Origin of the sequence: Mycobacterium sp. P7213, from assembly GCF_900604305.1 — a bacterium.
In the GTDB taxonomy this organism is placed as follows: Bacteria; Actinomycetota; Actinomycetes; order Mycobacteriales; family Mycobacteriaceae; genus Mycobacterium.
On sequence record NZ_UWOA01000051.1, the window covers coordinates 11,759 to 32,612 of the forward strand.

20 protein-coding genes and 1 pseudogene are annotated in these 20,854 nt (G+C 67.4%); 13 read left to right on the forward strand and 8 right to left on the reverse strand.

The features are described 5' to 3' along the window. Nucleotides 1-9: 9 nt before the first annotated feature. Both EJK91_RS17540 and EJK91_RS17545 read right to left on the reverse strand, forming a co-directional pair. Complete coding sequence (locus EJK91_RS17540; RefSeq protein WP_024443158.1) at nucleotides 10-1,155, reverse strand: LLM class flavin-dependent oxidoreductase; 1,146 nt, start codon at nucleotides 1,153-1,155, stop codon at nucleotides 10-12. Next, nucleotides 1,155-2,369, reverse strand: a complete 1,215-nt coding sequence (locus EJK91_RS17545) for an acyl-CoA dehydrogenase family protein (protein ID WP_125079562.1) — start codon at nucleotides 2,367-2,369, stop codon at nucleotides 1,155-1,157. Before EJK91_RS17545 ends, EJK91_RS17540 begins: the two co-directional genes overlap by 1 nt. Nucleotides 2,370-2,992: 623 nt before the next feature. On the opposite strand from EJK91_RS17545, the gene EJK91_RS17550 reads away from it, so the two are divergent. Next, a complete protein-coding gene (locus tag EJK91_RS17550; RefSeq protein WP_036458301.1) occupies nucleotides 2,993-4,264 on the forward strand; it encodes a lipase family protein in 1,272 nt (423 codons plus the stop codon). A gap of 38 nt (nucleotides 4,265-4,302) precedes the next feature. Here EJK91_RS17550 and EJK91_RS17555 read toward each other — a convergent pair whose 3' ends face one another. Then, a complete protein-coding gene (locus EJK91_RS17555; RefSeq protein ID WP_024443155.1) occupies nucleotides 4,303-4,611 on the reverse strand; it encodes a hypothetical protein in 309 nt (102 codons plus the stop codon). Between the two features lie 559 nt (nucleotides 4,612-5,170). Between EJK91_RS17555 and EJK91_RS17560 the strand changes: the two genes are divergently transcribed. Further along, nucleotides 5,171-5,503, forward strand: coding sequence for a hypothetical protein (locus EJK91_RS17560; protein ID WP_125079563.1), 333 nt, complete (start codon nucleotides 5,171-5,173; stop codon nucleotides 5,501-5,503). Further along, nucleotides 5,455-6,264, forward strand: a complete 810-nt coding sequence (locus tag EJK91_RS17565; RefSeq protein WP_241178732.1) for a DUF5642 family protein — start codon at nucleotides 5,455-5,457, stop codon at nucleotides 6,262-6,264. Before EJK91_RS17560 ends, EJK91_RS17565 begins: the two co-directional genes overlap by 49 nt. On the opposite strand, the gene EJK91_RS17570 is transcribed toward EJK91_RS17565, so the two are convergent. Next, on the reverse strand, nucleotides 6,235-7,863 hold the full coding sequence (locus EJK91_RS17570) for a CocE/NonD family hydrolase (RefSeq protein WP_125079564.1): 1,629 nt from the start codon (nucleotides 7,861-7,863) through the stop codon (nucleotides 6,235-6,237). The two genes, EJK91_RS17565 and EJK91_RS17570, sit on opposite strands and share 30 nt — an antisense overlap. Before the next feature lie 4 nt (nucleotides 7,864-7,867). After that, on the reverse strand, nucleotides 7,868-8,452 hold the full coding sequence (locus EJK91_RS17575) for a DUF3558 family protein (protein ID WP_024443151.1): 585 nt from the start codon (nucleotides 8,450-8,452) through the stop codon (nucleotides 7,868-7,870). Nucleotides 8,453-8,679: 227 nt separating this feature from the next. On the opposite strand from EJK91_RS17575, the gene EJK91_RS17580 reads away from it, so the two are divergent. Genes EJK91_RS17580 through EJK91_RS17595 form a run of 4 tightly spaced genes read left to right on the forward strand, consistent with a single transcriptional unit; the run spans nucleotide 8,680 to nucleotide 12,185 of the window. After that, the gene (locus tag EJK91_RS17580; protein ID WP_125079565.1) at nucleotides 8,680-9,645 is read left to right on the forward strand and encodes a metallophosphoesterase family protein; all 966 of its coding nucleotides are present in this window, start codon (nucleotides 8,680-8,682) and stop codon (nucleotides 9,643-9,645) included. Continuing rightward, entirely contained in the window at nucleotides 9,642-10,313 is a 672-nt protein-coding gene (gene pptT / locus EJK91_RS17585) for a 4'-phosphopantetheinyl transferase PptT (RefSeq protein WP_125079566.1), read from the forward strand. Before EJK91_RS17580 ends, pptT begins: the two co-directional genes overlap by 4 nt. Continuing rightward, complete coding sequence (gene truB / locus EJK91_RS17590) at nucleotides 10,310-11,200, forward strand: tRNA pseudouridine(55) synthase TruB (protein ID WP_125079567.1); 891 nt, start codon at nucleotides 10,310-10,312, stop codon at nucleotides 11,198-11,200. Before pptT ends, truB begins: the two co-directional genes overlap by 4 nt. A 7-nt stretch (nucleotides 11,201-11,207) precedes the next feature. Next, nucleotides 11,208-12,185, forward strand: coding sequence for a DUF2804 domain-containing protein (locus tag EJK91_RS17595; RefSeq protein ID WP_046302218.1), 978 nt, complete (start codon nucleotides 11,208-11,210; stop codon nucleotides 12,183-12,185). Nucleotides 12,186-12,222: 37 nt separating this feature from the next. Here the strand turns inward: EJK91_RS17595 and EJK91_RS17600 are convergent, their stop codons facing one another. After that, nucleotides 12,223-12,654 carry a type II toxin-antitoxin system Rv0910 family toxin gene (locus EJK91_RS17600; protein ID WP_125079568.1) on the reverse strand — a complete coding sequence of 144 codons (432 nt, stop codon included), beginning with the start codon at nucleotides 12,652-12,654 and terminating at the stop codon, nucleotides 12,223-12,225. Nucleotides 12,655-12,756: 102 nt separating this feature from the next. After that, complete coding sequence (gene mntR / locus EJK91_RS17605) at nucleotides 12,757-13,455, reverse strand: manganese-binding transcriptional regulator MntR (RefSeq protein WP_024444055.1); 699 nt, start codon at nucleotides 13,453-13,455, stop codon at nucleotides 12,757-12,759. A gap of 24 nt (nucleotides 13,456-13,479) precedes the next feature. Between mntR and EJK91_RS17610 the strand changes: the two genes are divergently transcribed. From EJK91_RS17610 to EJK91_RS17635, 6 genes are all read left to right on the forward strand, one after another. Continuing rightward, nucleotides 13,480-14,457, forward strand: a complete 978-nt coding sequence (locus EJK91_RS17610) for a bifunctional riboflavin kinase/FAD synthetase (RefSeq protein ID WP_024444056.1) — start codon at nucleotides 13,480-13,482, stop codon at nucleotides 14,455-14,457. Nucleotides 14,458-14,573: 116 nt separating this feature from the next. After that, nucleotides 14,574-14,843, forward strand: coding sequence for a 30S ribosomal protein S15 (gene rpsO / locus EJK91_RS17615; RefSeq protein ID WP_024444057.1), 270 nt, complete (start codon nucleotides 14,574-14,576; stop codon nucleotides 14,841-14,843). A 303-nt stretch (nucleotides 14,844-15,146) separates the two neighbouring features. Continuing rightward, nucleotides 15,147-17,396 carry a polyribonucleotide nucleotidyltransferase gene (locus EJK91_RS17620; protein ID WP_024444058.1) on the forward strand — a complete coding sequence of 750 codons (2,250 nt, stop codon included), beginning with the start codon at nucleotides 15,147-15,149 and terminating at the stop codon, nucleotides 17,394-17,396. Then, the gene (locus tag EJK91_RS17625; protein ID WP_024444059.1) at nucleotides 17,374-18,696 is read left to right on the forward strand and encodes a M16 family metallopeptidase; all 1,323 of its coding nucleotides are present in this window, start codon (nucleotides 17,374-17,376) and stop codon (nucleotides 18,694-18,696) included. Before EJK91_RS17620 ends, EJK91_RS17625 begins: the two co-directional genes overlap by 23 nt. A gap of 15 nt (nucleotides 18,697-18,711) precedes the next feature. Next, on the forward strand, nucleotides 18,712-19,734 hold the full coding sequence (locus EJK91_RS17630; protein WP_125079570.1) for a nitronate monooxygenase: 1,023 nt from the start codon (nucleotides 18,712-18,714) through the stop codon (nucleotides 19,732-19,734). 31 nt (nucleotides 19,735-19,765) lie between these two features. Then, nucleotides 19,766-20,263: an SRPBCC family protein gene (locus tag EJK91_RS17635; RefSeq protein WP_046302360.1), complete on the forward strand. Its 498-nt coding sequence runs from the start codon at nucleotides 19,766-19,768 to the stop codon at nucleotides 20,261-20,263. Here EJK91_RS17635 and EJK91_RS17640 read toward each other — a convergent pair. Continuing rightward, nucleotides 20,251-20,854: pseudogene (locus EJK91_RS17640) on the reverse strand (type I glutamate--ammonia ligase); the annotation flags it as partial. The gene EJK91_RS17635 and the pseudogene EJK91_RS17640 overlap by 13 nt on opposite strands.

Here is a 20,854-nt window from a genome sequence, read left to right on the forward strand (position 1 = left end):
TTGTCTTCCTTACGTTGTCAGTGCGGTGACGGGGTTCGCGAGCAGGCCCCGTTCGGCCAGAATCGGCACCACGCCCTCCCCGAACGAGAAGGACTCCTCCAGGTGCGGATAGCCGGACAGGACGAACTCGTCCAGCCCCAGGTGGTAGTACTCCTCGATGCGGTCGGCGACCTCCTCGTGGCTACCCACCAGTGCGGTTCCGGCGCCGCCGCGGACCAGGCCCACACCGGCCCATAGGTTGGGCGACACTTCGAGTTGGTCGGTCCGCCCACCGTGCAGCGCGGTCATCCGTCGCTGGCCCTCCGACCCGGACTTCTGTTGGATCTGCTGGGCACGTTGGATCTGCTCTGGGCTGAGTCCGGCCAGCAATCGGTCGGCTTGGGCCCACGCCTCGGCTGCGGTGGGCCGGCTGATGACATGCAGCCGGATTCCGAACCGCAGCTCGCCGGCGGCCGCCCGGGCTGAACCCACGTCCTTGACCCGCCGGCGAACCGCGTCGAGCTTGTCGGCGACCTGGTCTGGTGGTTCGCCCCAGGTCAGGTAGACATCGGCGTGCTCGGCGGCGACGTCGATCGCCGCGGCCGAGGACCCGCCGAGATAGATCTCCGGCCAGGTCGCCGCGGGCACGATGGTCGCATCTTCCACGAAGAGGTGATCGCCGTGAAACGTGACCGGATCTCCCGTCCACAGCTGCCGGAAGACGGTGAGAAACTCGGCGGCACGGGCATAGCGGGCGGTCTTGTCCAAGTCGTCGCCGAACCGCCGCTGCTCAGCATCGTCACCGCCGGTGACGACGTTGAGCAGCAGCCGGCCCCCCGAAACCCGCTGGAAGGTCGCCGCCGCCTGGGCTGCCAGCGTCGGCGCCTGCAGCCCCGGACGGAAGGCCACCAGGAACTTGAACCGCTTGGTGAGTTGGCTGAGCGCGGCGGTGAACACCCAGGCGTCCTCGCACCAGCTGCTGGTCGGGGTCAGCGCCCCGGTGAACCCCAACTGCTCCGCTGCTCCGGCGACCAGACGCAGGTAGTCCAGGTCCGGGGCGCGGTCGGCGCCGTAAGGGTTCACGCGGCTGCCTGCGGCACCGACGGCGTTTCCCAGACTCAGATCGCTGCGGGAATCACCGTTGGTGGGCAGGAACCAGTGCAGTGTGATCGCCATCAGCGGTAGAGCGAGAACTCGGGATGCCGGTGGTTGAGCACCCAGTCTCCGACCTCACGCGCCTTGTACGCGACCGGGTCATGCAAGGTGTGCGTGCGCAGATTGCGCCAATGCCGATCGAAGCCGTAGGCGCTGGTGGTGGCGCGGGCGCCCTGGATCTCGAACAGTCGGCTGGCGGCCTGCAAGCCGACTTCGGTGGACAGATACTTCGCCTCGTACACGGCGATCGCGGCTTCGGCGCGCTGGTCCTCGGTCAGTGCGGGACCGATGTTGACGGCCGCCTGCAGTGCCTCACCGGCGCGGTCGGCCAACAGTGCCGCGGCGCGTACCTGACTGACCAGCTCGCCGACGGTCTGCAGGATGTACGGGTCGTCGGTGGCGCTCTCGACGCCCGAGGACTCCCAGGGGGTGGCGTTCGCCCTGGTCCACGCCAACGCCTCGGTGAGCGCGCCCTCGGCGGTGCCGACATAGAAGTTGACGAAGGCCAACTGCCAGTGCGGGGTGATCAGCGTCTGGTACGGAGTGAGGGTGCCCCCGATGAACGGTGCCTCACCGAGCACCTCGTGATGTTCGATGCGGGCATCGACGACCCGGAGCCCGCCGGAGTCCGTCAGGCGTTGACCGATGTTGTCCCAGTCATCGAGGAAGGTGAAACCCTGTCGTCCCCCGCGGGCATCGAGGGACAGGAAGACCTGTGACCCGTCCAGCAGTGCGGTGACCGAGAGTTGGTCGCCCGTGCTGGCGCCGCTGGCGAAGGTCCGGCTGCCGTTGAGCCGGAAGCCGTCACCGTCGCGGGTCAAGACCAGTCCTGTACTGCCGCGCGGGTTTTGGATGCCGCCCCAGAACAACTTCTCGGCGGCGTTTCGACGTGACTGGGCGTCGGCCTGCGCGGGCGTGCCGAACAGCTGGGCGACTCGGGTCTGGGCGTAGTGATAGCCGAGCAGGTGGGCGATCGAGGTGTCGCCTCGGGCGATCCGCCTGGTGACAAGAGCGGACTGGGCAAAGTTCAGTCCGGATCCGCCGTATTCGACCGGCTCCTGGATCTGAAGCAGGTCGTTGGTGCGCAGCAGCTCGATCTCGGCGCGCGGTGTCGCGTTCGCCTTGTCACGCTCGGCCGCGGTCGCGCGCAGCTCCTCGGCAACCCGGTCAGCGGTGGCGAGCACGTGCGCGATGGTCTGGCCGCTGGTGGCCGGCCGCTCGGTGACGACGGTCATGGGGGACTCCTTGGAGAAACTATGTGGCACACCGGATGTCTGGCGCTGTCACGGATACAACGCGGCGGACTTGTTGCCGGACAACAGGGCCGGAATCAGGTCGCCCCGCTGAACGGGGCGCTGAGCAGTGCCGATGGCGTCAGTCGCGTCAAAAAAACATGGTGATCGGAAACCCGCTCCCGACCCGGCGTCCGCTGCTGCCCGGCGGGGGCGCGCTCCTTAGCGGGCCGGCCGGCGGGGCAGCACGAGCCCAGGTCGGAAACTAACGGCCGCATCAATTTCAACTCGTCGTGGCGGTAATTGTTATCAAACGCTATGCCGCTGTTCACAGCTTTGTGACCGGTGATCGCTACCGCGCAGCCTGTTGCTTGCCGGCCGGGACTGGCATTTCATTCCCTCCTGAATCACCGTCCGACGCACGGTGATCTTGCGCGTCCTGATGTGCGGCCTGTCCCCGGCGTCCCAAAGAGGAAGAGTCAATGAGGATTTCGATTAGTCGTGATGGCTTGTCCAGGGTGGTCCATCGGTGGCGGACGCGCACCGACTGCAGCACCGCCGCCTCGGCAAGCACGCCGGCCGCCGGTCGGCGATCCAGCCGCCGGACAGTAGCGGCCGTGGCGGCGATGGCGCTGGCTGCCGGTTCGCTCACCACGGTGGTCGGCCCGGTGGCGATGGCCGACGACATCAAATACGAAGCGTTCTACACGCCGCCGGCACCGCTTCCGGCCGGGAAGCCGGGCGCCCTGATTCGCACTGAACCGCTGCGACTGGTCCTGGAGCCGTCTGGTCAGCTGGGTGCCTTTGTCGGGACCGGAACGCGAATCATGTACCGCAGTACGGATGCTCAAGCGCAGCCGGTCGCGGTGACCGGGGCCTACATCGAACCCGACGTGCCCTGGCCGGGTACCGGCCCGCGTCCCCTGATCGCCTACGCGACCGGCCCGTACGGGGTCGGCGAGCAGTGCGCCCCGTCGCGGCTGCTCGACCAGGGTATCCACTTCTCACAGGGGTTCGACCTGACCTTCAACTACGAAGAGGGCTTCATCGCGACGCTGCTGGCGCGCGGCTTCGCCATCGTGGTGACCGACGGGGTCGGGCTGGGCACCCACGGCCCGCAGTCGCCCCAGTTCCTGAATCGGGTTGCGGCGGGAACGGCACTGATCGACGCGGCCCGCGCAGCACAGCAGCTGCCCGGCACATCGCTGGACCCGCACGGCCCGGTCGCGTTCTGGGGCTGGGCATCCGGCGGGCAGGCGTCGTTGTCGGCCGCCGAGCTCGCACCGAGCTACGCGCCTGAACTCAATGTCGTGGGCACGTACGCCAACGCGCCGATGACCAACGTGGTCGAGGCGATTCCGTCCGTCGACGGCAACTTCTTGGCCGTGCTCGCCGGCTACCTGTTGCGCGGCATTCAGGCGTCCTATCCCGAAACCGAACAAGCCATTTGGGATGCGCTGACCCCGCGCGGTGTCCAGATGCTGGACTGGAGCGGGCACACCTGCCTGGTGCAGGGCGGCGTCGACTACGCGTTCCGCCACCTGGAGTTCTGGTTCAAGGACGACCTGAATGCCATCGCCTCCTCTGAGCCCCTGAAGACGATCTTCGCCTCGCAGCGGGTCGGCAACATCAAGCCCAAGGGGCCGGTGTACATCTCGCACAACCGCTGGGACCCGTTGGCGCCCTACACCGCAGCCCATGACACGGCCCGCGACTGGTGCACGCTGGGTGCCGACGTCGAACTGTGGACCAATGAGCAGCCGCCGCTGTTCAACAAGATGGATATCAATATCCTGCTGCCGCAGTTCGTCGACGGTGAGCGGAGTATGGCCTGGGTCAGCGATCGCTTCAACGGTGTGCCGACCCACTCGAACTGCTCTGCCATCCTGGCGCAGTGACGCTCCTGCGCAGTCGGACCCTGAGGTCCCGGTGGATGCTAGCGCCGTGACCTCAGGGTCCGAATGATCTGTGCCGAGAGTTCCGGGTCGGCCAGCAGTTGGTCGATCAGCGCGGTCATCACTTCCTGCCCGGTGATGCGAGCGCATCCCACCCGGTCGGCGGCGTCGCGCTGCCACAGGTCGAGCCCGCGATGTTGGGCCGGCGACAGATCGACCGTGCGGCGGGTTCGGGTCTGACGCAGTGGGATTGGCTCAGTCGGCTTCATCCCCGTCTCGCGGGTCGGTGCCCAGCCGGTGGCCGGGGCGCCGATACTGCGGTTATTGAGGGAATCGCTGGCAGTGCTCATTGTGTGGACCTTCGGTTGCGGTGGAACCTCACCCTGGTACTCACGCCAGCCTAGACCGTCAACCGTCGTGACAGGCATCGTCGTGGCCTGAAACTGATCGTCTCAAGTCGCGTCGAGCCCACGTGCCTTCCCCGCTTCTCGCCGGTCACGGCGATCACCAGGTAGCGCGGCCAGCAGCGCCAGGTTCCGGTGCTCACGATCCGGGTCGCCGGTGCCGCATGCCCCGGCGCTGCGTGGAACGGCCACCCGATCGCATGCACGCAGAACCAAGGAATGGGAATTTCCCGAGCCATTGTTTATGTAGCATTAAAGAAATGTTAGACAGGGTTGATCTGTCATGATCCCATTAAATACGGAGGTCCGTGAATCAGTGGATCAGTAGATCAGTAGAGGCCATTTCACCTGGGCGAAGGATGCGCCAAGTCGCAATACACTGACGCCAGCAGTGAAATTCCATGAGCCTCAAAAAATTGTTAATCCGACGGTTGTTGAGCGACCCCGCCGGTGCTACTGTCCGAATATCAAGATAATTTCGGGAATCTTGACAAGGGAGGAAATCATGTTGATTTCGCGGAATTCGTGCCGCCGTATGGCCGCCGGAGCGATCAGTGTCGGCACCGTCGCCGGGGCACTGCTGGTCGGCGCCGCTGGACCTGCTCAGGCGGCCCCGGGGGAGGCAGCTGCACAACTGCCCGCCGCGGTCCAGATGGCCGGCCCGCGGGCCGACCTCCCCGCCGCGTTCGGGAACCGTGTCGCGATCGATCGCGCCCCGGCTGACACCGTGTTCGCCGCGACGTGGCATACGGCGCCCGCGCCGCAGACGTGGGCTCGGCATCACCACTGGTGGCGTCACCATCACCACTTCTGGCACCGCTGGTGGTGGTGGTGGTGATCGAGATGTCGGCCAAGCCACGGCTGGACCGTGGTAGAGCTGGCAACGGGCTGGTACTGCTGGCCGCACTCGGCGTGGGGGCAACCCTCGCCGGGTGCGGTTCGAGTGCCGAAGTGGCTCCGGCAGGATCGGCGGCGTCCTCCTCGCCCGTCGCCGAGCAGACCCAGGCGCCGGTCGCGCAGTCAAGCCCCGCCTACGACATCTCTCGGGTCGGCGCGGTGGCCGACGACTTTCCGCAGGACTTCACCGCGCAGGCGCACCCGGCAAAGACCTTGGAGCAGTCCGATATCGACGGGTCTGCGGTAGCCGCGTTCACCAACGCCGTGGTCGACCCGCCACAGTGCCGGTCGGTGGTCATTCCGCCCTATGTCGACCCGAAGGTCGGCACCGAAGCTGCCGGAGTGATCGGGCAGGGCGATCAGGGCAACATGTATGTCGTCGCGCTGCGATCACCGGAGCCCATCGCCCCGGCACCCGATCCGGCCGGCTGCGACCGGGTCTCGCTGTCCGGTTCGCCGGAGGCCAGCGGATCGGTGGAGCGCGTGGCGGCGCCCGCCATCGCCGGCGTCACCACGACCGGGGTGAAGCTGAGTGTCGCGGACCCGGAGGCCGATCCCGATTATCTGTACACGGCGGCGCTCGACGACCGAACGTCGGTGGTCGTCATGGGCAGCGCGGCTGAGGAGTTGGATCCGCAGCGGCTGATGTCAGACCTGCTGGTGAAGTCTGTCTCAGCGATTCAGGGGCAGCAGCAGCCGTGAGCCGGCCAGGTCGATCGTGTGCTTCGCCGGCCGCTGAGCGGCGCCGCTGATCGCCGGTTCGCCGGTGCCCAAGTTGCGGGCGTATCGAGGGTGGCTGCCGCCGGCGATCAGCAGCCGGATGCGGGATCCGGCCGCGAAGCGGTGCGCGATCTGGTCCAGCTCGATACGGACCATCCCGGCGTCCTGGTTCAGCCGAAGGTAGCCGTCGCTGACGTTGCGCGAGCGTCCGCGGGCATCGACCTCGCTGACCCGGACGAACACGTCGACGTGCGGGTTGTCGCTGGAATGCGCCAGCTCCACCACGGGGCTGCCGAAGACGTCGGCATCCTGGGTCAGGGGCTCCCCGGTGAAGGTCAGCACGTCGGCACGGCGAGCCAGCACGTCGTCGCGCTGATAACCACCGCCGGGGGCGAGCAGCCGCCCACCCACCGTCGGTGTGGGGTCCGCGGGGTCGAAGTGAAAGCTCGCCGAGTCTGCCGCACCGTCGGGCACCGGGGAGTCGGCCAGTCGCCCGCCGGGCTGCAGCCACCAGCTGTGACCGGTGGACTCCGGCGCCCAGTCCGGAAGGTCACGCCAGCCTCCGCCGCCGGTGACGTAGACGCGCACCGGGCTGGTGCGCGGTGCCCGGTCGGCGCCGCCCAGGTGAATGTCGAGCCAGGCCAGGGATTCCGTAGTGACCGCACGCAGTCCTTTGGTCAGCATCTCGGTGTGGGTCCACGGGCCGACGGTCAGCGCCACCTCGGCTCCGCGGTCGCGCAGGGTCTGATACTGAGTCAGCGTCTGGTCCAGAAACAGGTCTTGCCAGCCGCTGAGCAGCAGCACCGGAACCCGGGTCTGCTCCAGTGCCACCGGGTGACGCAGTGTGTCCCAGAACGGGTCGTCGCGATCAGGGTGCTCGACCCACGACTCGTACCACGGTGAGCCGCCGCCCAGCAGGGTCCGGCCGGCCGCGCCCAGCGGCAACCCGGCGGCGGCACGTCGGACCCTGCGCTGTGCGGTCAGCTGCGCCACCCCGGCCCTGATCCGTGGGCGGACCTCCTGGTGGGCCATCATGTGGCTCCAGCCCAGAAAGTCGTTGAGCGCGAATGCCCCCCTGCCCCAGGTCGACTCGTACAGATCGTGCGGTCCGACGGTGATGACCGCCGCGGTCAGCTCGGGCGGCGGGTCGGCCAGCAACGCCCACTGAGTGAAGCCCAGATAGGACAACCCGATGGTGCCGAACGACCCGGTGAACCAGGGTTGGTCGCGCATCCAGGCCACGGTGTCGGCGCCGTCGGCGGCCTCGTTGACCATCGGCTCGAACACACCGGTGGAGCCGAAGGTGCCGCGCACACTCTGCAGAATCACCCGGTAGCCGCGGGCGGCGTACATCCGGGCGAACACCAGCGAGAACGGGAATTTGCGGCCGTAGGGGCAGCGCACCAGCAGGGTGCCGGCCACGGCGCCGGTCGGCTGATAGTGGTCGGCGCGCAGCTGGACGCCGTCGCGCATCGGGATCTGTTCCCGGTGCACGGTGTAACCGGTGGTAGGCGGCGGCAGTCGCCGCAGCGCCCGGTTCACCACGACATCGGCCAGACGCGGCGAGCTGGTGGTGGCCATGCGATCAGTACTTGTAGTGCGGAGCCAGCTGGTGGGCACGCATCAGGTTCTCGGTGGGGCAGTCCATGTCCGGGTTGGAGTACACCGGCGAGTAGTACAGCGACTGCTGGATCACCCCGTAGCTGGTCTTGAACGCCACCATGCAGGAGAACCACCACCGGTTGTTCCACTCGGTGGGCTTCATCACCCAGTACTGCGCCGCCCGGTGGCCGTTGATGTCCATCTCGATCGCATCGGCCGGGATGGACTCGTCGTAGCTGCGCCACACGAACGTCTCGACCGCCATCTGGTAGTTGCCGGCGTCGAATTCACAGCGCACGCCCTCGACCGGCTTGGGCGGCGTGAACGCCAGGCCCAACTGTGCGATGACGTCGTAGGGGATGTCCTCGCAGGCGTCGAACGGGCGCGGGTTGGTGAGGTTGACCGCTTTGCTCGAGGTGGTTGGGGGTGCCAGCGGCATCGCGGTGGACCGCAACTGAACCCCGGACTTGCCGGCGACGTCATTGCTGGGGGGTGTCTGTTGCCAGACCATCACGACGGCCATCACCAGCGCCCCCAAGGCGGTGATAAGACGCAGTTTGGTGAGCATGACACTCCTCGCTTCCGCCCGGTGTTCTGCCGGGAGTGTACAAGTTGTGGCACCGGTCACCGCCCCGAAGGCGAGAACACGTTCTAATTCCGCGGACCTACGGTGCCTGATGGCGACGACCCGCGGCGCCCGACTCCGTCGTGCTTGCGATCGTCGCTGGGCTGAATGGCGACGACCCGCGGCGCCCGACTCCGTCGTGCTTGCGATCGTCGCTAGGCTCGACCTTCGTGACCACCCACGAGCGCAGGGCCGCAGATGGCCCAACTCTGTGGGCAATCTCTGACTTGCACACCGGCCACCTGGGTAACAAGCCGATCACCGAGGCACTGCGCCCGGTCACCGGTGACGACTGGTTGATCGTCGCCGGTGACGTTGCGGAGCGTACCGACGAGATCCGCTGGGCGCTGGACCTGCTGCGGAAGCGGTTCGCGAAGGTGATCTGGGTCCCCGGAAACCACGAGTTGTGGACCACCAACAAGGACCCGATGCAGGTGTTCGGCCGATCCCGCTACGACTATCTGGTCGACATGTGCGACCAGATGGGCGTCATCACCCCCGAGCACCCCTTTCCGGTCTGGACCGAGCAGGGCGGCCCCGCCATCATCGCGCCGATGTTTTTGCTCTACGACTACACGTTCCTGCCTGCCGGGGCGACGAGCAAGGCCGAAGGTTTAGCCATCGCGCGGCAGAACAATGTGGTCGCCACCGACGAGTTCCTGCTCTCACCCGAGCCCTACGGCACCCGAGACGCATGGTGCCGCGACCGGGTGGCGGCAACCTGTAAGCGCCTCGAAGACCTCGACTGGATGACCCCGACCGTGCTGGTCAACCATTTCCCGATGGTGCGCCAGCCCTGCGACGCGCTGTTTTACCCGGAGTTCTCGTTATGGTGCGGCACCGTCGAAACCGCCGATTGGCACACGCGCTACAACGCGGCGTGTTCGGTCTACGGCCACCTGCACATCCCGCGCACCACGTTCTATGACGGCGTGCGCTTCGAAGAGGTCTCCGTGGGCTATCCCAGGGAATGGCGTCGACGCCGGCCGCACCGGTGGCTGCGCCAGATCCTGCCCGAGCCGCACTATCCGCCCGGCTACCTCAACGAGTTCGGCGGTCACTTCGCCATCACCGACGAGATGCGTGAGGCCAGTGCGAAGTTCGCCGAACGTCTGCACAGGCGGCAGGCGCGATGAGCAAGCTGCTGGACGGGGTGCTCGAAGGAGCGCCGGCGGGTTCACTGGCCTGGGCCGAACGCTACGACGATCCGCCCGGGCTAGCTCCGCTGCCCGAGGAAGAGCCGCTGGTCGCGCGTTCGGTTGCCAAGCGCCGCAATGAATTCATCACCGCGCGTTACTGTGCTCGGCTGGCGCTGGAAGAGCTCGGGCAACCGCCGGTCCCGATTCTCAAGGGGGACAAGGGCGAGCCCACGTGGCCCGCCGGCGTTGTCGGCAGTCTGACGCATTGCGCGGGCTTCCGCGGTGCGGTGGTGGGTCGCAGTGGCGACGTGCGATCGGTGGGTATCGACGCCGAACCGCACGACGTGCTGCCCGACGGCGTTCTCAAGGCGGTCAGCCTGCCTGTCGAACGTGACGAACTCGCAGCACTGCCGCAAGACAGGCATTGGGACCGAATTCTGTTCTGCGCCAAAGAAGCCACCTACAAGGTGTGGTTCCCGCTGACCAGGCGGTGGTTGGGCTTCGAGGACGCCCACATCACTTTCACTCTTACTGACGAAACGTCTGGTGCGTTCGTCTCTCGCATCCTGATCGATCCCGCGGCGCTGTCCGGACCTCCGCTGACAGAGCTGCGCGGACGCTGGTCGGTGGCGGGCGGCCTGGTGCTGACGGCGATCGTGCTATGAGCACGCCCCCGCCGGCCGGCCTGGTGATCGTCGACAAGCCCGCCGGAATGACCAGCCACGACGTCGTTTCCCGGTGTCGCAGGTTCTTCGGGACTCGTAAGGTCGGCCACGCCGGCACCTTGGACCCGATGGCCACCGGGGTGCTGGTGATCGGCATCGAACGGGCTACCAAGATTCTGGGGTTGTTGACCGCGTCGCAGAAGTCTTACGCCGCCTCCATCCGGTTGGGGCAGAACACCTCGACCGAGGATGCCGAAGGCGAGGTGCTGGAGACGACTTCGGCGACGCACATCACCGACGATCAGATCGCCGCGGCGATCGCCGGACTGCGCGGCGATATCGCTCAGGTGCCCTCGGCGGTCAGCGCCATCAAGGTCGCCGGCAAGCGGTCCTATCAGTTGGTCCGGGAGGGGCGCGCTGTCGAACTGCCTGCCCGGCCGGTGCGTATCGAGCGCTTCGAGCTGCTGGCGCTGCGGCGCCATGAGGCGCTCGTCGATCTGGACGTTGAGGTGGACTGTTCAGCGGGAACCTACATCCGGGCACTGGCACGTGACGTGGGCAGTGAGCTGGGGGTGGGCGGACACCTGACCGCATTGCGACGTACCCGGGCCGGCAGCTTCGGGCTGGATCAGGCCCGCACCCTCGACGAACTGGGGGAGAGCCCACGGCTGAGCTACAGCCTGGATGACGCCTGCTTGCAGACTTTTCCGCGCCGGGACCTGAGCGTCGACGAGGCGCTCGACGTCAGCCACGGCCGGCCGCTGGCCCCGGCGGGCATCGACGGAACCTATGCGGCAACCGATGCCGACGACCGAGTGATCGCGCTACTGGAGGACTCGGGAAGGCGGACCAAGTCGGTGGTCGTCATCCGGCCGGCGACGCTATAGTCCGCCGATGGCCACCGCGGAACGCGAGATCACCGAGGCTGTCGATCTGTGCGATGCGGCCGGATTGCTGAACCCCGCCGCCGTCGGTTGGACCCGAACACCGCTGCACCGTTGCAACCTGCGTGGCTGGGGCCGCAGCAAGCGGTGGGAGTACTGGTGCCTGACGACGCCCACTCACCTGATCGCGATCACGCTGGCCGACCTCGATTACCTCGGGGTGAGCAACGTCTTCCTGCTGGACTATTCCGGGCGTGAGGTGAGCCGCAGTTGTCTGCACCCGGGAGGGTGGGGGATAACGCTGCCCACCAGCCTCGGCGACGGGCCGGCCTCCGCTCGTGGCCTGGTCGCGATCGACCTCACCGCCGAGCCCGACGGCACGCGGATCCGGTTCTCCTGCAAGACCTCGGCCGGCCCCATGGACGGTGACCTGTTTGTGGCCCTGCCGCCCGGGCACGAGACGCTGGCGGTGGTGGTGCCGTGGAGCGAGAAGAGATTCCAATACACCGCCAAACACACCGCGCGGCCGGCCTCGGGTGTCGTACGGGTCGGTGACGCCAGCTACGACTTCGCCGGCGGCTGGGGTGTGCTTGACCACGGGCGCGGACGCTGGCCGGCCAACACCGTGTGGAACTGGGGTGCGGCGTCCGGGCACACCGACGGCCACACGGTCGGCCTGCAGCTGGGCGGCAAGTGGACTGTCGGCACCGCAAGCACCGAGAATGCGCTCTGCGTCGACGGCCGATTGAGCAAGATCGGCGCCGAACTGGACTGGCACTACCCCGAATACACCGGGCCGTGGACGATCCGCACACCCGACTCCGATCAGGTCGAGCTGACGTTCACCCCGTTCCATCACCGCTCACCCTTGCCGGGGACCCATCAGTGCTTCGGGCACTACCACGGCCGGATCCGCACCGATGACGGCGCGAATGTTGCCGTGAACGGTCTACTCGGCTGGGCCGAACAGGTGCACATGCTGTGGTGAGTGGCGCTTCGGCTGCTCTGATGAGCCGGTTGCCGCCTCAGCTGTAGAGCTGCTCGAATCGCTTGATCGATCCCTCGATGTCGCCCTTGACGGCCCGGGCGGCGGCCGCGCCGATCGGCCCGAACAGCGGCCGGCCGCCCAGGTCCATCCGCAGGACGAACTTCGATCCCGTTGCGGCGGGGCTGATCGCCAAGGTCAGCGCGTACTTGGTGCCGCCCACGCCGTCGCCGGTCAACTCCAGCAGTGCGGGCGGGTCGAAGTCGCGGACCGTCCAAGTGACTCGGTTGCGCATTCCCTTTGCTCCCGCCACCCCGATCAACGTGGTTCCGGCGGTGAGCTCGGCCGGGATATCGCAGCGCCACCCCTGGTGCAGCGACAGCCAGTCACCCAACTCGGCCAGATTCGACGCGTGGGCCCAGGCTTGGTCGGGAGGCAGCGACAGTTCACGAGAGAGCTCAAGCTTTGCCATCCGCAGATCGTAGAGCCAGCGGCACCGCTCCGGCACCGGGCAGGAGCAGACCCGAACCGTTCGGAGGCCGAAGGCCAGCCGGCCGGCTACGCGAAGTGGCGGTCAGACCACCCAGATCGCTTGCGCGGCAGGGCTGCCCAGATCGACGGTGGCCTGCTCGAGATCGGAGTCCGCCGGCGAGTCAAGGGCTATCGAGATGATGCCGGCGAAGTCGCGGCGAGCCAGCACCCGTAGCCGGGCGTCGAGGCTGATGCCTACCTGGGCGAAGTAGCGCAGCATCTCCGGATCGTTGTCGGAGATGCGGGCCACCGTGCCGGTCTCGCCGTCGGCGCACGCCCACAGTTGGCGGGCAGGGGGAGTGGGCACCTGCCCGTCCGGGGCCGGGATCGGGTCGCCGTGCGGGTCGCGCTGCGGGAAGCCCAGCTTGGCGTCGATGCGCGCGATCAGCCGGTCGGACACCGCGTGCTCGAGGACTTCGGCTTCGTCGTGCACCTCGTCCCAGCCGTAGCCAAGCTCGCACACCAGAAAGGTCTCGATCAGCCGGTGCCGGCGCACCATTGCGAGCGCCGCCCGTCGCCCTTCATCGGTCAGGGTCACCGCGCCGTATTTCTCGTGGTCCACCAGGCCCGCATCGGCGAGCTTGCGGATGGACTCCGAGGCGGTGCTGGCGGACACGCCGATCTTCTCCGCCAGCATCTTGGTGCTGACCTTGTCCGGTGACCATTCCTGGGCGGTCCAGATGACTTTCAGATAGTCCTGGGCGACGCTACTCAGCCCATCCGACTGCTCCCAAGGGCTCACAATCGGACAGTTTAGGCTGTCCTGGTGCAGCGGTGGCGGGGGCAGGATGAGATCCCCACAGACTGGGGCAGGTGTGTGCTCACCATCGGCGTGTTCGACGGTGTGCATCGCGGCCATGCGGAACTGATCACCCATGCGGTGAAGGCCGGCCGGGCGCGCGGCGTGCCGACGGTGCTGATGACCTTCGATCCGCATCCGATGGAGGTCGTCTACCCCGGCAACCATCCGGCGCAGCTCACCACACTGGCGCGTCGCGCTGAGCTGGTCGAGCAGTTCGGCATCGACGTGTTCCTGGTGATTCCGTTCACGCCCGAATTCATGAAGCTCACCCCGGACCGCTACATCCACCAACTGCTGGTCGAGCACCTGCACGTGGTGGAAGTGGTGGTGGGGGAGAACTTCACCTTCGGCCGTAAGGCGGCCGGCAACGTCGAGACCCTGCGCCGCGCCGGCGAGCAGTTCGGGTTCGGGGTCGAATCGGTGTCGCTGGTGGCCGAGCGCGCCGAGGCCGCCCAATCGGTCACCTTCTCCTCGACCTACATCCGGTCCTGTGTGGACGCCGGCGATGTGGCGGCGGCAGCCGAGGCGCTGGGCCGGCCGCACCGGGTCGAGGGGCTGGTGGTGCGCGGTGACGGTCGTGGGCGCGGTCTGGGCTTCCCGACCGCCAACGTGGCACCGTCGGCCTTTGCGGCGATTCCGGCCGACGGGGTGTACGCCGCTTGGTTCACCGTGTTGGGACACGGCCAGGTGCCCGGCACCGTCGTCGCCGGTCAGCGCTGCCGGGCAGCGGTGTCGGTGGGCACCAACCCGACATTTTCCGGGCGGGCCCGCACCGTGGAGGCGTTCGTGATCGACGAGACCGCCGACCTGTACGGACAGCGCGTCGCCGTCGACTTCGTCAGCCGGATCCGCGGCCAGGAGAAGTTCGACTCGGTGGCGGATCTGGTGGCGATGATGAACACCGACGTCGAGAAGACCCGCGGCCTGCTCTCGGGTGACTGACCGTCGGCACGATTGGGAGAGCTGCCCCGGGCGGTGCTAGGCTCCCACCTCGGCGTGCTGCAGTCCGCGGTGGCCGCCGACTTGATATTCGCGGGACCGATTGATGGAGATTTGTCGTGGCGCTGACCGCCGAGCAGAAAAAAGAGATCCTGGCCAGCTACGGTCTGCACGAGACGGACACCGGCTCGCCCGAAGCTCAGGTCGCCCTGCTGACCAAGCGGATCGTCGACCTCACCGAGCACCTCAAGAAGCACAAGCACGACCACCACTCCCGCCGCGGCCTGCTGCTGCTGGTCGGCCGGCGGCGTCGTCTGCTCAAGTACCTGACCGCGACCGATGTGGCGCGCTACCGCTCGCTGATCGAGCGCCTCGGTCTGCGTCGCTGACGAATCGGGGCGGCGTCAGCCGCTGCCATGTAGAGTGAGACCGTTCCGGGCCTGCCAGGCCCGGACATCGGTGTGGCCCCCGCATCCGCGTGTGCCACTCCGGCACGTCACGACGGGACACGTCCCTACGTACAGCCAGACCTGCATCGGGCGGTCTTCGGTAGTGGCAGCCGGGTCTGAAAGCGCGTCTTAAAAGATCCGGCCGCTTCGATCGACGACCGTAGCCGCATCCAGGTAGTTGGCTGGCGCACGTCTGACGTTGCGAAACAGCTGAACAAACCAGGAAAGGCCGCACGGGCTTTTATGTCTGCAATTGAAATTGAAGAAGGCGTATTCGAGACCACCGCTGTCATCGACAACGGCAGCTTCGGCAAGCGCACTATCCGCTTCGAGACCGGCCGGCTGGCCCAGCAGGCCGCCGGCAGCGTCGTCGCCTACCTCGACGACGAAACCATGCTGCTGTCGGCGACCACCGCCAGCAAGGCTCCCAAGGACCACTTCGACTTCTTCCCGCTCACTGTCGACGTCGAGGAGCGGATGTACGCGGCCGGGCGTATTCCCGGCTCGTTCTTCCGCCGCGAGGGCCGGCCGTCCACCGACGCGATCCTGACCTGCCGTCTTACCGACCGTCCGCTGCGCCCGTCGTTCGTCGACGGCCTGCGCAACGAGGTCCAGGTCGTGGTGACGGTGCTGAGCCTGAACCCGAACGACCTGTACGACGTGGTGGCGATCAACGCCGCGTCGGCCTCCACCCAGCTCGCCGGCCTGCCGTTCTCCGGCCCGGTCGGAGCCGCGCGGGTGGCACTGATCGACGGCACCTGGGTGGCGTTCCCCACCGTCGAGCAGCTCGAGCGCGCCGCGTTCGACATGGTGCTGGCCGGGCGCACCCTTGAAGACGGTGATGTCGCGATCATGATGGTCGAGGCCGAGGCCACCGAGAACGTCATCGAGCTCATCGAGGCCGGCGCCCAGGCGCCGACCGAGACCGTGGTGGCCGAGGGTCTGGAGGCGGCCAAGCCGTTCATCGCGGCGCTGTGCAAGGCCCAGCAGGAGCTCGGTGAGGCGGCGGCCCGCCCAACCGCCGACTACCCGCTGTTCCCGCCTTACGGCGACGACGTCTACTACTCGGTGGCCTCCATCGCGACCGACGAGCTGGCCAAGGCGCTGACCATCGCCGGCAAGGCCGAGCGTGACGAGCGCACCGAGGAGATCAAGGCCGAGGTGCTCGAGCGTCTCGCTGGGACCTACGAGGGGCGCGAGAAGGAGATCAGCGCGGCTTACCGGAGTCTGACCAAGAAGCTGGTGCGTCAGCGCATCCTGACCGACCACTTCCGTATCGACGGCCGTGGCATCACCGACATCCGGGCTCTGAGCGCCGAGGTCGCCGTGGTGCCCCGGGCGCACGGCAGCGCCCTGTTCGAGCGTGGCGAGACCCAGATCATGGGCGTGACCACGCTGGACATGATGAAGATGGCGCAGCAGATCGACTCGCTGGGGCCGGAGAAGTCCAAGCGCTACATGCACCACTACAACTTCCCGCCGTACTCGACCGGTGAGACCGGCCGGGTCGGTTCGCCCAAGCGTCGCGAAATCGGCCACGGCGCTCTGGCCGAGCGGGCCCTGGTTCCGGTGCTGCCCAGCGTCGAGGAGTTCCCCTACGCCATCCGGCAGGTCTCGGAGGCGCTGAGCTCCAACGGCTCCACCTCGATGGGTTCGGTCTGCGCGTCCACGCTGGCGTTGCTCAACGCCGGTGTGCCGCTGAAGGCTCCGGTCGCCGGTATCGCGATGGGCCTGGTCTCCGATGACGTCGAGGTCGACGGTAAGACCGAGCGCCGCTTCGTCGCGCTCACCGACATCCTGGGTGCCGAGGACGCGTTCGGCGACATGGACTTCAAGGTCGCCGGCACCAAGGACTTCGTCACCGCACTGCAGCTCGACACCAAACTCGACGGCATTCCTTCAGCGGTCCTGGCAGGTGCTCTCGCTCAGGCCAAGGACGCGCGTATGACCATCCTCGAGGTGATGGCCGAGGCCATCGACGCCCCCGACGAGATGAGCCCGTACGCGCCTCGCGTCACCACCATCAAGGTTCCGGTGGACAAGATCGGCGAGGTGATCGGGCCCAAGGGCAAGATGATCAACTCGATCACCGAGGAGACCGGCGCCCAGATCTCGATCGAGGACGACGGCACCGTGTTCGTCGGCGCCACCGACGGCCCGTCGGCGCAGGCCGCCATCGACAAGATCAACGCGATCGCCAACCCGCAGCTGCCCAAGATCGGCGAGCGGTTCCTGGGCACCGTGGTCAAGACCACCGACTTCGGCGCTTTCGTGTCGCTGCTGCCGGGCCGCGACGGGCTGGTGCACATCTCCAAGCTCGGCAAGGGCAAGCGGGTGGCCAAGGTCGAGGACGTGGTGAAGGTCGGCGACAAGCTGCGCGTGGAGATCGCCGACATCGACAACCGCGGCAAGATCTCGCTGGTTCCTGTGGACGAGTCGACCCCGGAGGCGGGGCCCGCTGAGTCTGCCGATGCCGCGACTGCCGAAAGCTGACACTGGGGCGCCGCCGCGCGCCGCACTGCGACGCACCACCCTGCCGGGCGGGCTGCGGGTAGTCACTGAATACCTGCCCGCGGTTCGTTCGGCGTCGGTGGGCGTGTGGGTTGGCGTCGGATCGCGCGACGAGGGCGCCACGGTGGCGGGGGCGGCGCACTTCCTGGAGCACCTGCTGTTCAAGGCGACTCCGACCCGAACGGCGGCCGGCATAGCCCAGGCGATGGACGCGGTCGGTGGCGAGCTCAATGCCTTCACCGGAAAAGAGCACACCTGCTACTACGCCCACGTGCTCGACACCGATCTGGAACTGGCCGTCGCACTCGTGAGCGACGTGGTGCTCAACGGGTCCTGCGCGGCTGCCGACGTCGACCTCGAACGCGACGTGGTTCTTGAGGAACTCGCGATGCGCGATGACGATCCCGAGGACGCGCTGGGCGATGTGTTCTTGACGACGCTGTTCGGCGATCATCCGATCGGCCGGCCGGTGATAGGCAATGTCGAGTCGGTGTCGTCGATGACGCGCGCACAGTTGCGGTCATTCCACCAGCGCCGCTACACACCGGAGCGCATGGTGGTCGCGGTTGCCGGCAACATCGACCATGACACGGTGGTTGCGCTGGTCCGAGAACACTTCGGGCATCGCCTGATTCGAGGTGAGAAGCCTGCCGAGCCGCGACGGGGCAGTGCCCGGGTGCCGGGCAGGCCCGGGCTGACCGTGGTCAACCGTGATGCCGATCAGACGCACATGTCTCTGGGGGTGCGTGCACCCGGACGCTATTGGCAACACCGTCAGGCGCTGGCCGTGCTCAACACTGCTCTGGGTGGCGGTCTGAGTTCGCGGCTGTTCCAACAGGTTCGGGAAACCCGCGGTCTGGCCTACTCGATCTACTCGTCGGTTGACACCTTCGCGGACGCCGGCGCGCTGTCGGTTTACACGGCATGTCAGCCGGACCGATTCGCCGAGGTGGCGGCCGTGACCGCCGAGGTGCTCGAATCGGTGGCTCGTGATGGAATCACCGCCGACGAGTGTCGGATCGCCAAGGGGTCGTTGCGCGGGGGATTGGTACTGGGCCTGGAGGATTCCGGTTCGCGGATGAACCGGCTGGGCCGTACCGAGTTGAACTACGGCCGCCACCGGCCCATCGCCCGCACCCTGCGGGAACTGTCGGCGGTGACCGTCGACGAGGTCAACGCCGTAGCCCGTCAGCTGCTGCGTAAGCCCTATGGCGTCGCCGTGCTTGGCCCGTATCGTTCGAAAGGGGCGCTGCCAACCCGTCTGCGGGCGCTTGCCGGTTGATGGCAGGCTAGGGGAATGGCGTTCAGCTTCTCCGAACTCAAGGTCCCATTGATCGGCGCCCCGATGGCCGGCGGTCCCAGCACACCGGCGCTTGCGGCCGCGGTGACCGAGGCGGGTGGGCTGGGGTTCGTCGCAGGGGGCTATCGCACCGCCCAACAGCTGGCCGATGAGATCACCTCCGCGCGCGCGGCCACCAGTGGTCCCATCGGTGTCAATCTGTTTGTGCCCCAACCGAGCGGCGCGGACGTGGTGTTGCTCGACGAATACGCCGATCTCCTGGATCCGCTGGCCGAGCATTACGGGGTAGAGCTGGGCCAGCCGCGCTTCGGCGACGACGACTGTTGGCCGGAGAAGCTCGAGGTGATCGCCGACCTGCGGCCCACGGTGGTGTCGTTCACCTTCGGGACCCCGTCCCCCGACGAGATCGACATGCTGCGGGCGTTGCGCATCCTGACGGTGGTCACGGTGACGTCGGCCTACGAGGCCGGCGTCGCCCTGGGACACGGCGCCGAGGTGCTGGCGGTGCAGGGCCCCAAGGCGGGCGGACATCGGGGCACCTTCGCGCCCGACGTGTACCCGGGCACCGACTCGCTGGAACATCTGCTGGCGGAGATCGCCCACGCCCACGGCCATGTCCCGATGGTGGCGGCGGGCGGTCTCGGCACCGCGGCCGACGTGGCCGGGGTGCTGGGTGGTGGCGCGGTCGCGGCCCAGGTCGGTACCGCACTGCTGCTGGCGCACGAAGCCGGCACCAATCCGACGCACCGTGCGGCACTGACCAACCCGGAATTCGCCAACACCACGGTGACATGTGCGTTCTCCGGCCGCTACGCACGCGGCTTGGAGAACGACTTCACCCGCGCCTTCGAGGATGTGGCCCCGGTGGGATACCCCGAGATCAACCACATGACGACCCCGATCCGGGCGGCGGCGGTGGCCCTGGACGATCCGCATGGGACAAACCTGTGGGCCGGGACCGCCTACCGGACCGCCCGGTCGGCGGCGGCCGCCGAAATCATTGCTGCCCTGACGCCCTGAAACGGCGGTAGGGCGTCGTTATGATCGCCGCATGCATGACACGTCCCGACCTTCAGCAACTGGCACCGTGCGCATTGACGCCGCCCCTGAAACGGTTTATGCGCTGATCACCGACCTGTCCGCCCTGGCGGACTGCGCCGAGGAGACCGTCGCCATGCATTGGCGCAAAGGCGATTCGGCGCGTCCGGGCGCGAAGTTCAGCGGCGCCAACCGTAACGGCTCGCACAGCTGGAACACCACCTGCACCGTCACCGACGCCGACCCCGCCCGGCTGTTCGCCTTCGACGTGCGCTCGGCGATGGTCCCGGTGGCCCACTGGGCGTACGAGATCACCCCGGCGGACGGCGGCTGCCAGGTCACCGAGAGCACCTGGGACCACCGCCCCCGCTGGATACTCGGGATCAGCCGACTGATCAGCGGCGTCGCCGATCGCAATGCTGCTAACGCCGATCACATCCGGCTCACCCTGGACCGGCTCAAGCACAGGGCGGAGCAGGGCGCCGGCAATCACCCCGGTCAGCAGTCGTAGTAGAGGGCGAACTCGTAGGGGTGTGGTCGCAGGTTGACGGGGGTGATCTCGTTCTCCCGCTTGTAGTTGATCCAGGTCTGGATCACGTCGGGGGTGAATACGCCGCCTTCGGTGAGGTATTCGTGGTCGGCCTCGAGGTTGTCCATCACCTCGGCCAGCGTGGTGGGGGCCTGCGAGATCGACGCCGCCTCGTCCGGCGGTAGCTCGTAGAGGTCCTTGTCCACCGGTGCGGCCGGTTCGATCTTGTTCTTGATGCCGTCGATGCCGGCCATCAGCATGGCGGAGAACGCCAGGTAGGGGTTGCCGGAGGAGTCGGGGCAGCGGAACTCCAGCCGCTTGGCCTTGGGGTTGGTGCCGGTGATCGGGATGCGCACGCAGGCTGAGCGGTTGCGCTGGCTGTAGACCAGGTTGATCGGTGCTTCGTAGCCCGGGACCAGACGCTTGTAGGAGTTGATGGTGGGGTTGGTGAACGCCAGCAGGGAGGGCGCGTGGTGCAAGATGCCGCCGATGTAGTGGCGGGCGGTGTCGGAGAGTCCGGCGTAGCCGATCTCGTCGTAGAACAATGGTTCGCCGTCTTGCCATACCGATTGG

Coding starts and splice junctions, on each gene's coding strand:
- EJK91_RS17540 (WP_024443158.1), bottom strand. CDS start 1,155: ATGGCGATCACACTGCACTGGTTCCTGCCCACCAACGGTGATTCCCGC.
- EJK91_RS17545 (WP_125079562.1), bottom strand. CDS start 2,369: ATGACCGTCGTCACCGAGCGGCCGGCCACCAGCGGCCAGACCATCGCG.
- EJK91_RS17550 (WP_036458301.1), top strand. CDS start 2,993: ATGGCGCTGGCTGCCGGTTCGCTCACCACGGTGGTCGGCCCGGTGGCG.
- EJK91_RS17555 (WP_024443155.1), bottom strand. CDS start 4,611: ATGAGCACTGCCAGCGATTCCCTCAATAACCGCAGTATCGGCGCCCCG.
- EJK91_RS17560 (WP_125079563.1), top strand. CDS start 5,171: ATGTTGATTTCGCGGAATTCGTGCCGCCGTATGGCCGCCGGAGCGATC.
- EJK91_RS17570 (WP_125079564.1), bottom strand. CDS start 7,863: ATGGCCACCACCAGCTCGCCGCGTCTGGCCGATGTCGTGGTGAACCGG.
- EJK91_RS17575 (WP_024443151.1), bottom strand. CDS start 8,452: ATGCTCACCAAACTGCGTCTTATCACCGCCTTGGGGGCGCTGGTGATG.
- pptT (WP_125079566.1), top strand. CDS start 9,642: ATGAGCAAGCTGCTGGACGGGGTGCTCGAAGGAGCGCCGGCGGGTTCA.
- truB (WP_125079567.1), top strand. CDS start 10,310: ATGAGCACGCCCCCGCCGGCCGGCCTGGTGATCGTCGACAAGCCCGCC.
- EJK91_RS17595 (WP_046302218.1), top strand. CDS start 11,208: ATGGCCACCGCGGAACGCGAGATCACCGAGGCTGTCGATCTGTGCGAT.
- EJK91_RS17600 (WP_125079568.1), bottom strand. CDS start 12,654: ATGGCAAAGCTTGAGCTCTCTCGTGAACTGTCGCTGCCTCCCGACCAA.
- EJK91_RS17620 (WP_024444058.1), top strand. CDS start 15,147: ATGTCTGCAATTGAAATTGAAGAAGGCGTATTCGAGACCACCGCTGTC.
- EJK91_RS17625 (WP_024444059.1), top strand. CDS start 17,374: ATGCCGCGACTGCCGAAAGCTGACACTGGGGCGCCGCCGCGCGCCGCA.
- EJK91_RS17630 (WP_125079570.1), top strand. CDS start 18,712: ATGGCGTTCAGCTTCTCCGAACTCAAGGTCCCATTGATCGGCGCCCCG.
- EJK91_RS17635 (WP_046302360.1), top strand. CDS start 19,766: ATGCATGACACGTCCCGACCTTCAGCAACTGGCACCGTGCGCATTGAC.